This is a genomic window from Marinobacter albus, from assembly GCF_030238305.1.
Classification (GTDB): Bacteria; Pseudomonadota; Gammaproteobacteria; order Pseudomonadales; family Oleiphilaceae; genus Marinobacter; species Marinobacter albus.
Genome location: NZ_JASSQD010000001.1, coordinates 2,079,073 through 2,094,823 on the forward strand (window position 1 = coordinate 2,079,073; position 15,751 = coordinate 2,094,823).

General features: G+C 53.5%; 5 protein-coding genes and 1 pseudogene. 1 reads left to right on the plus strand and 5 read right to left on the minus strand.

The features are described from left to right. Nucleotide 1: 1 nt before the first annotated feature. The 4 genes and pseudogenes from QQF73_RS09705 to QQF73_RS09720 form a co-directional block, all read right to left on the minus strand. Nucleotides 2-11,749 carry an Ig-like domain-containing protein gene (locus tag QQF73_RS09705; RefSeq protein ID WP_285368058.1) on the minus strand — a complete coding sequence of 3,916 codons (11,748 nt, stop codon included), beginning with the start codon at nucleotides 11,747-11,749 and terminating at the stop codon, nucleotides 2-4. 561 nt (nucleotides 11,750-12,310) lie between these two features. Continuing rightward, complete coding sequence (locus QQF73_RS09710; protein ID WP_285368059.1) at nucleotides 12,311-12,718, minus strand: acyl-CoA thioesterase; 408 nt, start codon at nucleotides 12,716-12,718, stop codon at nucleotides 12,311-12,313. A gap of 103 nt (nucleotides 12,719-12,821) precedes the next feature. After that, a pseudogene (locus tag QQF73_RS09715) lies at nucleotides 12,822-13,034 on the minus strand (acyl-CoA dehydrogenase family protein); the annotation flags it as partial. Beyond that, complete coding sequence (locus tag QQF73_RS09720) at nucleotides 12,997-13,224, minus strand: acyl-CoA dehydrogenase family protein (protein WP_345782955.1); 228 nt, start codon at nucleotides 13,222-13,224, stop codon at nucleotides 12,997-12,999. The pseudogene QQF73_RS09715 and the gene QQF73_RS09720, both read right to left, overlap by 38 nt. 368 nt (nucleotides 13,225-13,592) lie before the next feature. Here QQF73_RS09720 and QQF73_RS09725 point away from each other — a divergent pair, with 368 nt between their 5' ends. Beyond that, the gene (locus tag QQF73_RS09725; RefSeq protein ID WP_285368060.1) at nucleotides 13,593-14,600 is read left to right on the plus strand and encodes an AraC family transcriptional regulator; all 1,008 of its coding nucleotides are present in this window, start codon (nucleotides 13,593-13,595) and stop codon (nucleotides 14,598-14,600) included. Nucleotides 14,601-14,708: 108 nt separating this feature from the next. Here QQF73_RS09725 and QQF73_RS09730 read toward each other — a convergent pair whose 3' ends face one another. After that, the gene (locus QQF73_RS09730; protein WP_285368061.1) at nucleotides 14,709-15,716 is read right to left on the minus strand and encodes an NADP-dependent oxidoreductase; all 1,008 of its coding nucleotides are present in this window, start codon (nucleotides 15,714-15,716) and stop codon (nucleotides 14,709-14,711) included. Between the last annotated feature and the right edge of the window lie 35 nt (nucleotides 15,717-15,751).

Consider the following 15,751-nt stretch of genomic DNA (forward strand, 5'->3'; position numbering starts at 1 on the left):
ATTACTCCCCAGGACATACAGCTCTTGAGGAAGATGCTGTCGGAATAGCTATAACGCCAAACCACATATCCTCAGGATCGTTCGCCCTCACATTACACTTGCGATATAGCTCTCCTAAGTGACGCCCCGACCTTTGATTATCCGAAGACAAAATAGGTCTTAGAGATACACCGTGAAAACCGTAATTGCCTGGGCCTCCTTCATGTGTGCTCCTGAAAGGATATTCATCGCAGTCCAAACCAGAAAATAATCCGGTAGCCCCCGCACACTCATCGGAACCCTCGTACCAACCAGAAGGATGTTTTGGGCTTAACCTACTCAATACCACAGGCTTACCGGTCATCTGGGCATCCAGAACATGCGTAGCCGATTGTGGGACATCGCTTCCCAAGAATAATAAGGGAATACTTGCCCGGCAGTCTGGATCTTGAGATCTCGCACACATATTTGCGGCGATAGTGCCAATCCTAACGTCTGCCGCTGTGCGCTCTCTTTTCATCACGTTTACATCGGCGTCGGTAAAGCTGTACCGAAGGGCCGATATGAACGCGATGCCAGCTGTGTTTACCGCAGCGTTCGCTAATTCCGTACTTATACTTAAACGTATGCCCAAACTCATGAAGCTGTTTCCGCTCGGGTCAATATTGTTAATAGGGTTCCGTCCGGCATACAAATACTTGTGCAATGTCACCGGGTCACTATCGTGCCCCATCCACGTATCCATCTGAGTAAACCGACCCACACTCTGGTCGTAATAGCGTGCCCGGAGATAGTACTGCTCCAACCCCGAATCCAGCTGTTCTCCGGCGTAAAGGTATTCGTTCTCGGTTTCGCCGGACCTGGCCAGCAAGGTGCCGAAGGCGTTGTAGTAGTATGAATCGGTGACTGCACTACTCTCATCCGCTAATGCCCTGGTCGAACCATGGCCGTCATAGAGGTAGTACGAGGTCGCTCCTGAACGCTGTTGCGCCAGCAGATCGTCTCCGTACGTGTAGCTGACCTCGGTGGTGCCATTGTTCACTTCTGCCAGTACCTGGGCGTAGTTTCGGTTGCTGTCCACCACGAACTGGGTGGTGGTGCCGTTCTCGGTCCGGCGGGTACGAATACCATCCGCGTTGTAACCGTAGCTCGCGCTGTATCCCGGACGGGCTGTTTCCACCAGCTTGTTACGGGCGTCGTAGTGGTACCGGGTGACCTGGCCGCTTTCGGTTTCGGTCAGGGTGTTGCCGTTGGCATCGTAGGTGAAGCTGGTGCTGCCCTGCTGGGTCACCCGATCGTTGGCATCGTAGCTGTAGGCGGTTTGTACGCCGTTGATGGTGCTCAGGGTGCGGTTGCCAACTTTGTCGAACCGGTACTCGGCACTGTGGTTACCGTTGACCGGGTCGTTAACGGTCTCGCCCGTTAAGCGGTAAAGCGCATCGTAGTCGTACGTGGTGCTGCGACCATTATGCAGCTCCTGCACACCAATACGGCGGCCCGTCGGATCCAGGTCGTAGCGGTAGTCCGCCACCACGGCATCGGAGGCATTGGTGGTGGTCAGGGTCATCAGTCGATTCAGGGCGTCGTAGCCGTAGGTAGTAACGTTACCGTTCGGGTAGCTGACGCTGGCGCGGTTGCCCACCTTGTCGTAGCTGTACCGAGTCTCGCCCTCTCCGTCACTCACCGAGGCAAGCCGGTTCAGCTGGTCGAAGCCGTAACGGGTGCTGCGGGTCTGATCGTCAGTGGACACCTCCAGCTGCACCCGGTTACCGGCGTGGTCATAGCCGTAGGACAGGACCGAGCCGTCGGTCTGGACCTCTTCGACCAGCCGGTTCAGGGCGTCGTAGCGGTACTCGGTAGTGCCTTCCGGTGTGGTGGCACTCAAACGGTTGCCCACGGCGTCATAAGTGAAGCTCTCCACAGTCCCGTCGCCATAGATCATCCGGGTCAGGCGGCTGTTCAGGTCGTACTGGTAGCTCGTGGTCTGACCGTTGAAGTCGGTATGGCTCAGTCGATTACCGGCTGCGTCGTAGCTGAAGCTTTCGGTCTGGCCCTTGGGCAGGGTCCGGCTCAGGACCCTGCCCTGGCTGTCGTAGGTCCAGCGGGTGATGCGGCCTTCGGCGTCGGTCTGGGCCAGCTTGTTGCCCGCGGCGTCGTAGCTGTAAGTGGTGATGCCATCGAGCGCATCGGTCACCTGAATCAGACGGCCCAGGGCGTCGTAGTCGTAACGGGTCACGCGGCCGTTCTGGTCGGTGCGGGAGATGCGCCGGCCCAGAGCGTCATAGGCCTCGGTGACTTTGCTGCCGTCGTGATAGAGGGTCTCGGTACGCTGATCCAGTGCGTTGTAGGTATACCGTGTGGTATGGCCATTGGCATCGGTTTCACCGATGAGGTTGCCATCGGCGTCGTAGTCGAAGCTGTGGCGATTGCCCAGAGCGTCTACCACGGCGGTACGGCGCCCGGCGGCATCGTACTCATAGTGCGTAACGTTACCATTGGCGTCGGTCTCGCTGACCACCCGGCCCGCCGCGTCATAGTCGGTGGCGGTGTGGCTGCCATCGGCGTAATCGGTGCGAACCACCCGGTTCAGGGCATCGTAGGTGTAGCGCGTGATCCGGCCCAGGCGGTCAGTCTCGGTCGCCACGTTGCCCTCGGCATCGTACGTCTTGTAGGCCACGGTACCGTCCGGGAAGTAGGTCTCGGTCATCCGTCCGAAGGCGTCATAGACGTATTCGGTTCGGCGGCCCAACGGGTCGACGGTCGCGGTCTGATTGCCGGCCGCGTCGTACTCGCTGTAGACCGTGGAGCCATCCGCGTGGTGAGTCTCGATGACCCGGTTGTTGGCGTCATACACGTAACGGATGGTTTCCGCCACCGTACTGCCACTGACCGTGCGTCCGCGAGTCTCGGTCAGTACGTTGCCGTTGGCATCGTAAGTGAATCGAGTGGTCTCCCCGCGCGGGTTGGTTTCGGTCAGCTTGTTGCCGTCATCATCGTAGGTGTAGGTGGTCGCGTTGCCCTCGGCATCTACGCTCTTGGACACCAGACCCTCGGCATTGATGTGATTGCCGGCGGTTTTGCCGCTGGGGTCTTCAACAGTCAGCAGGTTGCCCACACTGTCGTAGGTGTTGGCGTACTGATTGCCCCGGGCATCGGTGATGGTCAGTTCCTGACCGCGGGTGTTGTAGGTGTACGCCACCGTGTTACCCAGCGCATCGGTCTGGCTGAGCTGGTTGTTGCGGTCATCGAAGGTGGCCGCGGTGCTATGGCCCAGCGGGTCGAGCTGGCTGAGCTGGTTACCGCGCTCGTCGTAGTTGTACTGCCAGGTCTGGCCGGCGGCGTCCACTTTGGTGGTGACGTTGCCGCGGTCATCGTAGTAGTAAAGGGTAGTGTTGCCGCGACGGTCGGTGACCACGGATTGGCGACCTTCAACGTCGTGGTTGAAATCCGTGCGGTTTCCGTCACTGTCTTCCTGGGCGATCAACCTCCCATTCTCATTGTAGATATTACGAACCAGTGTTCGGCCCAGCGGATCAATGATATCCAGAAGACCGTGGTTACGGTTGTAGGTGTACTCAGTAGCATTGCCTTGCGCGTCGGCACTGGTGACCAAGTTGTTATCCCCATCGTAGAGGTAGTTCAGTTGGTCGCCTTTGGGCGTGGTGATCGTCTTGATGCGGCCATTGCTATCACGCTGGAAGGTCACCGCCTTCCCGCTGGAGTGGAAGATCCCATCGTTGGTGTACCTCAACGTGTGGCCGTTCGGATCCACCACCTTCTCAATGCCGAAATCCTGATTGAGTGTGTATGCATAACCAGCCTGAGTAGTAAGCAGGTAGCGCTTAGGGTCCACTGGGCTTGAGAAAGTTCCGGTTTCAAGCAGCGTGCCATTTGCATATCGCGCTGTGCTGTCGTCGAGAGCCTTCAGAGTGGACTGGGTATCGCCCTTCGGTTTGAAGTCCAGGGTGACATCCTTAATGACCTGATATGTATTGCAACTTGGTGCAGCGCCCACTTCGAAGCGTTCTACATCGCCGGTTGGCAAAGTGACAGTCACTACTGGCGCACCGAGAGGTTCGATACAGAAGTCGGTGATTAGGTTGAGTGGGCCGCGCTTGTACTGGTTAACAGTCCAGTAGCTGCCCAGAGCTCGAGACTCCTCTACCCTTGCGTCCTGATAGCCAATGCTCCAGCCCTGTCCGAAGTCGAGTGGCTCAAAACGCTGGCGACTGTCGTAGGTTCGGGTCACACGAATGGGTATACCTGCTACCGGAATCGACAGGTCCTCCAGGGTAATGCTGAAGTTACCGACTTTAAGGTCGCCTTCGACTTGCAGGGACATCATGTCAGAACCAGCCAAGCCGTTGACATCCAGTGCCAGAATAGCCACGTCGTATTGGCCGTTCATCAGGAGGCTGGGGTCAAAAGTGGCGACCGGAGCTGATATCTGGCTTGTAGTCCCTTCTGCGATGGTCTGCCACTGATCTTTACCCTTCGGGGTAATTATCACCTCATAAACCGCCAGATTATCGTCCTGAATCGTGGCGATAATGTCCGTTGGGGCGGTGATAATACTGCCCTCCTCCGGGCCTTCCAGCGTAACGACTGGTGCAACGGTATCGCTGTCATCAAGAATGGTGACATATGCGGTCTCCGTTACTGTGTCCTCAGAATCAGAAACCACAGCGGTAACTGTGTGGCGCCCGGTGCCCGTGGCGGTCCAAGTAGCACGCCCGTATGGGCTTAGGGCCAAAGGCTGGCCATCTACCTCAACGGACTGACTGAAATCACCACGGCCGCCCTCGGTGAAAACGTCAATGGTGACCATTTCACCGGCATCCACGCTATCCGGCGTGACCAGCAGGGTCACAGCCAACGGCAAAGGCTCTTCCTGAACCCTGATACTCGTATTCTGGAGAGTTCTCCCTTTGCCATCATCGGCGAAGTAAGAAATGTCGTGAATACCCAGCTGGTCTTCGGTCGGCGTCCAAGTAACCAATCCGGAAGTATCGACCTGCATGCCATCTGGCTGAACCATGGTGCCGTAGGTCAATTCATCGCCATCAGCGTCCGTCGCGACGAGCTGGTACTGATAAATTTCACCTGCCACGGCCTGTGTGCTCGGCCGACTGGTAATGTCCGGATAGCTATTCTCACTCACTTCAACCGCATCCAAGGTGAAGCTTTGGGTGGAGTAGGCTTTGCCATCGGAGACGCGGATACGCACAGAATGGGCAGCAACCTGATCGCTGGCCGGAATCCAACGAAGTTGGCCGGTAGAGTTGAGTGTCATTCCGGAGGGGGCAGCTTCAAGCGAGTATGTCAACGCGTCGCCGTCTGCATCCCGGGCAATCACGTCGTACTGGTACTCTTCGCCAACGAAGGCCGGAGATGTAGGAGTACTTCCGATCTCCGGGGCTTCATTGGACTCTGCCGGCGCATTGACCGCAATTCCGAAGGATTGAGTAGATGCCGCGCCTCGGGCATCGGTGACTCGGATTACGACGTCGTGAACTTGACCTGCTTGAGTTCCCGCCGGGGTCCAGCCCACCTGTGAGCCACTCAAAGTCATGCCATTTGGAGCTTGGTCAAGGCTGAAGGAAAAGGCATCTCCATCGTCATCGATGGCTGCGACCGAATAGATGTAAGCCGAACCCGCCAATGCCATAGTTTCCGGCGAACTGGTAAATTGCGGAGGATGATTCGCGCTCTCGTTGACCGGTAGCGTGAGCTTCTGCCCTACTTCACCTCCACGGCCGTCACTGACCAGGATTTCAACGATGGCTGTTTCGCCAATCCATTCAGATCCTGGCAACCAGCTGAATAGTCCACCGGCACTGATTGTCATGCCAGATTCCTGCGCGGCCAGAGAGTAAAGCAGCGTATCTCCATCTGGGTCGTTGGCGTTTACCTGATAATCAAACCGCTGGCCAGCGTAGACTGCACCGCCAGGAGTGCTGGTGATGGTCGGTGGCTGGTTGTTGGCGTTCGGATCCTGCACTTCGATCAGGAAGTATTGCTTGCTCGATGCGCCACGGGTATCCAACGCCGTCACTTCTGCGGAGAACACACCGGACTGATCCACAGAGGGAGTCCAGCTTATCTGGCCACTAACACCGTCGATGGTCATGCCGGGCTGAGAGCGGCTTAGCAGATAAACGACGTCATCACCGTCCGGGTCCCTGGCATCGGCTTCGTAATAGTATGTCTCTCCCCCGCTAATGCCCTTTGGCGGCTCCGATTCAAAGATTGGCGCCAGATTATCTGGAGGTGTGACTGTAACTACGTGGGTCTGTTCGGCGACTGCTCCGGAGAGGTCTGTCGCCTTTACATTGAGAGTATAAACCCCCTCTGACAGTGCCTCCGCAACGAGCTTTCCGGTACGTTCGCCCAGCTCAAAACCTTCTGGAGCATTCACCAACTCGAAGCGATGGGCATCTCCTTTGTCGGGATCGGCTACAACAAACTCAAAACTGTAGACTTCGCCCGAAACAGCGTTGCTTGACGCAGCACTGGTGAATTCTGGTACATCGTTCGAGTCCGCCATGGATACGGCAAACTTCTGAACATCAAAAAGACCTGCTTCGTCGTAGGCCCGCGCATCTACCACGGCGGCAATTGTTTCATTATTGTCGACCGCACATTCCACTGCGTTCTCGGGCAACGTTACTTCTGCTTTTATCGCCTGAACAAGCTTTTCATCATCTACCGTCAGACTGACAACTCGTTGTTCCCCTGCTTCAAGCCCATCAAGGGTCACTTGTCCCAGGTCAGTTTCGCCTGACCAGGAGTGATCATGCACAAAATTAACGGTCAGTGGGCCGTCCACCGGCGCCAAGCCTCGGTTCAAGACGTTTACGGAAATGGTGCTCGTCGTCTGGTCATATTGGATGCCGCTGACTGTGACATCTGGCAATGCGAGGGCATCCCTGTCCGGAAAAGTGTTCAGCCGGAAGGTATTGTGGGTCAGCCAGCTTGGGCTTGGGGACCTCGGCACCGTTAGGTCATCATTGATGTTGTTTATGCTATAGGCATGCTGGTTCCAGATGGAGCGGGTCGGAGCCCAAGAGTCGCTTTCGTCCTCGAACACACGAATCCCGGAATAGTTACCTCTGCTGTAACTATTCGAGATAACGACGATTTCCGCGTGACCATCATTATCTACATCAGCGACGACAGGGAGTTCGTAGGTCGTGCCACTCGTGTTCTCTATTTCGTAGATCACCTGGCCCGTGGGACCGTCATAAATCCGCAGATAATACTCATCTGCATAGACGACTTCCGCTCGACCGTCGCCATTGAAATCGAATACCGACGATCCGGTCTTATGGGACGAATTATCACGGGTTGGCGATTGCCAGACGATGGCGCCATCGGCACCAAACACAACGTATTGGTTCGCGCCTGCGACTCCAATTTCAGGAGTGCCATCCCCGGTTAAGTCTGCGATGGTCGGTGGGCCTCCCCTTCCTCCTCCGGGGATAGCCTTATTCTCCCAAATGACTGATCCATCGTGATTCAGGAGACTTACATAGCCGGCATGTACAGCCGCTATTTCCGGCAGTCCATCAGAATCCATGTCTCCAACGGCAGAGAATCCATCGCCACGATTAAATAGTAGTTTTCCATCATGACTGTACGCCCCTCGACCCGCTACAACCTCTTGGAAGCCATCACCATCTAAATCTGCCGCAAAAGAAAGAGGTCCAGCGCCATTATCTCCAGATGGGCCTGATGCCCTCCAGCTCACTTGGCCCATGTTGTCGAAGACGGTATTACCCACGACTATTTCAGGGACACCATCCTGGTTCAAATCAGCAATGCTGGCGCCACCCCAGCGAATCCTCGGCCGGTAGCTCGAGGTCCACTCGACTCTCCCCTCGTGAGAGAACGCTATGATTCCGCCTCCAGGGCGTGGCGTAACAATTTCAACAAAACCATCGCCATCGATATCTGCCGCCGCTGGAGAGCCCTCCGGCAAAACGCTGGCACTGGCTGACGTCCAAATCGCCTCCCCGTTTTTGGCCCAGATAGCCCTCAAGTAACCAGAGCTATAATAATACCGGCTACGGAAGGTCTGGAAGATAATTGCTATGTCGTCTCTCGTGTTTACAACACCATCACCATTAGTGTCATAAAGCGGCACAGCAATCGGTGCATGCATGACCTGATCATAGTTGGATGCAGGTTGCCCAGATACATCCCAACGCCATTTTTCAACTGGATTTAGAGATCCCAGGTTCGCTTGCGGTTCACCAATACATAGGAAGTTCGAATCTGTTCGGTTGTCTACCCAAGGGCTCCCTCCCGCCCAGGAAATCGATCCGGTATCCGCTACAACACTCATCCCTTCTGGCGCTAATTCCAGTCCGTATGAGAGAACGTCGCCCTCATTGGGATCAACAGCCTCCAGATCATAGTCGTAACCTGACCCCTCAACACCCGCTACGATGGCGGGACTGACAATCTCGGGTGGGAGGTTCTTTTCAATAATCAAGGCGAAGCGCTGCTCTACCGTAGCACCCCTGAGGTCGGTCACAAGGACTACAACCTCATATTCACCTGGCTCAATGCCGCCCGGGGCCGATGTGAAACGCCCTGTCCGCTCGTCAAGATAAAGGCCTTCGGGGCCAGAAATGATTTCATAGGTATGGGCATCGCCCACATCGGTATCTGATACCTCAACCTGATACTCGAAGGATTGTCCACCCTGCAAAGCTGTCTGGGGCTCGCTGTCAATCACAGGAGCTTCGTTCACGTCCTCGACATTCAGGGTATAAATCTGGGTGTCCGCAAGGCCGTCCGGATCGGCCACATGGTGACGGACCAAAGCCGCGCGAGTGATGTTGTTTTTGATCTGACACTCTTCAATGGCTGCACCAGGATTGAGTACCACGGTGATGTCATCGGTCAGCTCATCCTCGCTGACAACGATCGTAACGTTAGACTTGGCGTCGCTGGTCAGCTGCGCCACCTGGGCAGAGCCGAGTAACTGCCCCTCTTCAGAGTTGCCGGAATAGAATGAGACATCCAGCGGTACGCGAATATCTGCAAGACCAAGATTCGAGAGCTCGACACTCAATGAATGTACACCACTAGTACTTTCAGAAAGGGATACGTGACCTAGTCGGACGTCGGGATTACCCAAATGGTCAAGAGCAACCGGGAGATAAGCCATAACCAGGCTGGTGGTCGCCAATTTAGTGGTAAACAGGCCGCTTGTGGTATCCCAGGTCCCACCCGCCTGTTGGTGGTCCAATAGATATTCTATTGTGTTTAGAACCACCGGATCGGTCAGTGCCGGGTCTTGGTAATCCAGGGCCAGCCCCACCCAGGCTGAGGTGAGAGGATCGCTCTGGCTGCCGGAATGATAGCGTGACCAGCCGCCATCCTCGCGTTGGCGGTCTCGAAGTTGCTGGTCAAGAAGGGAAATCGCGGCCGAAATTCGGGACTCTATTTCCTCACCGCCAACAAACGGTGCGATTTCTGCGAGGCCCATAAGGCGGAATACGCGCTTCAGACTGTCGTTTTCATTCGTGTTCAGCCCTCCCAAAAGATGTTCCGCTAATGCCGGCATCATCATCCGATAGGCATGGGCAATCTCGAGTTGATCAGACGTTTGGGACTCCATCCCATCGAGATCATTGAGGTATCCCGCGGCTGCCTGCGCTACGAGCGCCGTGATCCCAAGGGAATCGCGCAACCACCCGCTGTTATGGTCCGTTGTCCAGTACGACTGATTGCCACTTACTGTGACCCGATCAAGGAAGAAGTCCAGCCCGTTCTGGCGAACCAGGAAAGTCCGGGAACGATCGGGCACCGCATTAAGCGCCCATAGAGCGAACGCTGTTTGATTCTTCGCAAATTGGGGATGCGAGCGGCGGATAGAGCCATCATTCAATTGGCTAGATAAAATTTCCGTCAGCAGATACTCCGCAGCCCCTTCATCCACATCGGCCTTGGCTTTCGAAGATTCCATACCCAAAAGGCTCTGGGTCTGGATATGACAACCAAGGCATCCGTTCTTCTTGTGCCAAGCAACCGACTGCGGAGCAACATAGTTGCTGGCATCGGCAATGGAAGCCTTTACGCGATGGAACAGCGGGGCGATGTAACTGATCCCCGAAGTGTCGTCACCCTCTTCATAGACCTTCACGCTACCGCTTGGCACCACATAACACTGTTGATTGAAAGTGGGTACCGATTGCGTGAATTCTGGCTGGGGTAACCAGTGAATCACTCCGGACGCGCTATCGATGGTCATGCCAACCGGACCACGGTCTAAGGTATGAGTCAGCTCATCCTCGTTCGGGTCTTCCGCGACGACGGGATAGTTGTAATCTGCCCTTTCAGGAGTGGCAACGATCGGCGGACTGGTAATCACCGGTGGAAGGTTCGGCTGAATTACATTGATGGTGATGTTAGCCGTCGCCCGGAGCTCCCCGTCAGACACCTCGTATTCGACTACCTCTAGGCCTTCAAATCTGGGATCCGGGGTATATACCAGCTCCGGGGCCTTCCCTGTGAACTCTCCATTGACCGGCCCATCGATCAGCCGGTATTCGAGAGTTTCATTGTCAATATCTTCACCCAGAAGAGTGACAACTACCGGGTCCCCTCCTTCGGTCTCTGCAAAGACATCCTTTGCCGTGGGCGCATCATTGACCGGCGTTACCGTCAGATTATATGTGGCGGGCTGGGAATCCAGCTCTCCATCGTTGGCAACATATTCCAGTGAGTCCGGTCCGAAGAAGTTGGCCTCTGGCAGATAAAACACGCCATTGTCAGTCTCGACGACTTCGCCGTGTGTGGGGGCGGTCACCACGGTAAATGTAAGCGGTGAATTTTCGATATCGCTGCCGGAGAACGTCAGCGGGATTGCGGTATCTTCGGGACCGGTGGCTGAGCGGGGATCGGCTACCGGAGCATCGTTTACGGGCAATACCTCAATGCTGACGGTAGCAATACCAGAGAGTTGTTCGTCATCGTGTACCTGAAACTCCAGGCTGTCGTTACCATTAAAATTTTGGACAGGCGTGTAGGTAACTCGTGAGCCTGATTGCTCAATCTGACCGTGATCTGGCCGAGCCAGTATCTCGTAAATTAACTCGTCGTTATCTGCATCCTGAGCCTGTAGCTCAAAAGTAACCGGTGTGTCCTCAGGTGTGGTGATATGGCTGTCGAGTGATTCAGGACGATAGTTATAGCAGCGTGTATAGCGTTCAAAAGTAAAACTGATGTAGCCCTTGCCGTTAAGGGCATAGTCATTCAAGCGAATAACGGCAAAACGCACGGTCTCGTAGTTGAAGCGGGAACCCTGTGCCTCCACGCTCCCCCAAACCGGAACGATAAGGTTGTAGTCCAACAGGGAGTCAAGATTTGAACGTACAGCGTTACTGTTTTTGACACCGGGTGAGCCCTCCACCCAATCACCAATATTGATCTGAGTATCGAAGGGATTAAAAGGATTTCTGTAGTTTTCGCTGGTTCCAGGCGGAAAAAGTGCTTCCGCTAGCGTGTTGACATCATTACTTCCATTCCATGACAGCCAGCTGTAATTCCCAGGGCCGGTGCCCGTGGGAATATTCTGAAATTTCTGCCCCGGGGTCGCGGAGGAAAGTACAGAACTGGAAATGGCTATGGGATAAAGAGAGCAGAAATCCGGGCTTATGACGATGTCATCAGTTTCTTGGAACTGCTCGGCATTTACCAAAGAAAAAGACGTAACTAACCAAGCGAGCGCGAAACCGCGCGCGTACTTATACATCATCACAACTTCCCTGTATTAATTGCACGACTGGTGCAGAGCCCAAATTTGGCCCGAAGTATGGCAGGTCAGAATTTATCGAGAACTGCCTGGTTCACTTTTTCTAGATGTTTTACATTCTTTGACAAAGACTTGGGCGGCGGTGGGACGAAGGGAGGGCTTTGAAATTTAACACTTTGTGTGGAAACCGGAATGACCGCCCTATTCTAGAATTTACTTTAAGTTTCTTTAGCATTTTGTGTGGAATTTGGCGGGTAAGTTACTGATATTTAGTTGCAGAAGTTTAGTACCTTGTGTGGTCGTCCATCGAATGGACTAGACGTCCACGCAAAGTGCTTAAACCGGCGTATCCCCTCATTTTATTGGATATGACAGTAGCCGTTTGGCGGATGACTTTTATTCTGAGAGTTCAGTCGGCAATCGATGACTCCGAGGAGAAAGCGAAGTGTATCCCTTGTGAAAGAACAAAATTCGAGGAGCGATCTTTTCGAGACTTTCTCCGCACGGAGAACCGTGAGCCTCCCCGTCCACACGCGCTCATCACTAATTTCTTGAGTTCGGGTGTTAAGCCTCTTGTAACAACACGCTTTGGCTTACAAACTCTGGCAGCTTAACTCCCTTCCTCTTTATTCGATCTAGATGAACTGCCAACAATTCGGTTGTAGCGCAGAGGGCTTGTGTTTCTGTGTTGTACATATAGTGCTTGAATCGAAGAGTTTTATTTTTCACTTCCAGCACCTCCGACTTCACACAGACTAAGTCACCCGGCATGAGCTCTGCTTCATAGGTCGTCTTCTGTTCCAATGCCGCCATCCCACAACTATTCTTCACCATGTATTCATTTGTTAAACCGACGCTGGAAAATAAGTGCCACGTCGCTTCATCGAATTTGGACGTGTACCACTGAACATTCATATGACCCATGTGGTCCAGTTGGTGGGGATAAACAACACCTCGATAAGTTTCTAACATGATCCGACTCCTCGTTTGGACTCATCAATTGATTGGCAAAATGTATAGAGCAGCAACTGGCTTCCTACAGAGATTAGGTTTCTGCTAAGCACAGGACTCTTCATTAATTTATTTCTCGCAATAATTCACGAGCGATGATAATTCGTTGTATTTCACTGGTCCCCTCGTAGATGGAGGTAAGTCGTACGTCACGAACATAACGCTCTAGTGGAAGCTCCTTTGTATAGCCGGGGCCGCCGATCAGTTGCAGAGCCGTGTAGCAGGCCTTGTTAGCTTTTTCAGAGGCAAACAACTTGGCCATCGAGGCTTTTTTCATATTCGCTTTCGATGTTCAGGCCCATGAATCCTAACTCGGCCAATTTTTTCAGATTTCCCAAGAACAACTCGCTATCACCTTCCTGGTCAAGTTTCTGGGCAACAGGCGCCAGCTCAGCTTGAGCGAATTTGCGCGCCATATCTTGGATCATGGCTTGGTCTTCGTTAAGTTCAGGTTCATTGGAACTCATTCCCTGTGAAGATCAGCCGAGTAGACTCGCCCCATATGGTTAGTTTTAAGGGATTGATGCAGCCTTGCTAGCGGAAGCCCAACGAAGCAAGGCCACGATAGGCTGAGATACCAGCCGTTTCTCTCCCCCTGGTGCTCAATAACCTCTGAAAAAAACACTTGGTTATATGTTCTTGCAAGTCAGCACCATCGCAACGACGAGCTATTGAAGTAATGAATTCTCCCGCACTGTTTTACTGCAAGCGGCTATGCACTATGCTCGAAGAGGATGTATCTTAAAACGTCATTTTTTGACATCCCATATCACAAATTACGACAGCCCTATTGCTGTTCAGGTTGGATGGGAGTTGCGGCCGCGTAAAGGTGCTTATGGCTACAGTGGATATGCATTACGTCAGAGCAGCGATTCGTTGCGCTGAGCGAAGGGAGGTGAAGGTCACTCCTTTGTTAGCAGATGTAGCACTCACCAGGGAAATGCTCTCCAGAGCTCAAGCCAGGGTGCATGAGGATCAAATGACTCGGATAGTTCAGTCAGTTTTGTCTGAGCTCAGTGATGAATTCATGGGATGTACAGAGCATGCCTGCAAGCCTGGCACCTTTGCATTTATGGCTCGTCACTCCCTGCATTACGAGTCTCTGAGAGCGGTTCTCAATCAAGGAATCCAGTTCTATAAACTGGTAACTGATGACATACATATGCAATTGTCAGAGAAAGGGAATATTGCAACGCTGGAGCTCAAATTCTCGCGACCGGAATTAGACCCAGATCATTTCTATCAAGAATTTTGGGGGGTTATCTGGCACCGGTTTTCCAGCTGGTTGATTGGTGAAAAAATCCCACTGATTAGCGCCTGTTTTCCTTTTGATAAGCCAGACCATATTGACGAGTTAAAATATTTGTTTCCTTGCCGCCATAAGTTCAAACAACAGGCACTCATGATTAGCTTCAGTACAGAATTCTTAGCGCGCCATCCGGTACGCACTCAGCGCGACCTGTCTATATTTTTAAAACATTCACCAGCCGATATGATGACTATTCCTGGTGACGAGAAAAGCTACAGAGCCCGCATACGCTCATTGGTGCTATATCAGGATAGTAGGGTCCTCCGTTGCCCTTCACTCGAGAGCGTTGCCGAGTACTTCAACATCAGCTCTCAAACGCTCAGACGCAGACTTAAAAGAGAAGGAACTTCTTACCATCGGATTAAGGAAGAGATCCGCCACGATATGGCAGTGGAAAAATTGCTATCACAAAAACTGACGGTATCTGAAACTGCATACCTTCTCGGTTTCAATGAACCAAGATCGTTCTCTCGAGCATTCAAGCATTGGACCGGGAAAACACCCACAGAATATATCCAACTAAAGGCACTGTAGAGGATGTGACCTGCTAAGGAAAACCTGACACTCACCCAGACGGCGGATTTAGTACTTTGTGTGGAATTGCAATCCGGAGGGCTATTCTAGAATCTACTTTAAGTTTGTTTAGCACTTTCTGTGGTCGTCCACGTCCAGGACGCGTTTCCCTTTCGACCGATGCGACATGGATGCCTCGAATAACGCTCGAACCGACGCTGTGGTCAGCGAGTACACCTTTTCCTCCACAACAGGATGAACGGCCTTTTCTGCCACCCACTCAGCCAGTTGCGCCATATTCCCCTCCATCAATGGATCAACCAAGAAGAAAACGTATTTTTGACCGAGCCCCGTTTTGCCAAGTAACCGGCGCCAGTAACCCTTGATCATGGTCGACACTACATTGCCAAAGGATTCTTGCGAGTCTCCGACAATAGTGACGAAAATCCCGCCCGGCTTTAGCCCCTGTCGCGCCGCTTGCCAGGCGTCAGCGCCGCCAACACAATCGAATACCACATCGAGATTTTTTCCTTTCAGAGCGTCGCCCACGTTCGTCGTCTTGTAGTTGATGACCGTGTCCGCACCGTGGCCAAGAATCTGTTCCGTCGCTGATCCGGTCGCGTAAACATGCTCTGCGTTCAGCACGCGTTTGGCGATCTGAATTGCCAGACTTCCTACGCCTCCCGAGCCTCCGAAAATGGCTATTTTGCCTCCGGTTACTCCTCGGCGTTGACCATGGGTTAGCAGCCCTTGCATGGCAGTCAGCCCCGCAAGCGGCAGCGCAGCCGCTTCGTGATGGCTGAGGCCCTCGGGCTTTTTCGCACACGCCTTTGAACTGACCACGACGTATTCGGCAAAGGTACCGCGAGAGCATCCAAAGACAGAATCCCCTTCCTTGTAGTCTTTCACGTCGCTTCCGACACTGACGACGGTGCCGCTATAATCAAGTCCGGGTATCTTATGCTTGGACGGCACCTTGATAGCTCCCACAATGATCTTCCAATCGAGGGGATTGACGGCCGCGCTCGCAACCTTGACCAGCATCTCGTCTGGCTTTAGTTCAGACGGCTGGCCGACTTCTTTGACCTCAACGACCTCATTAGGGTCACCGTGGGTTTCGTAGACAGCTGCCTTCATCGGGTTCTCATTCTCGCGGTCACTCTGATTGCATC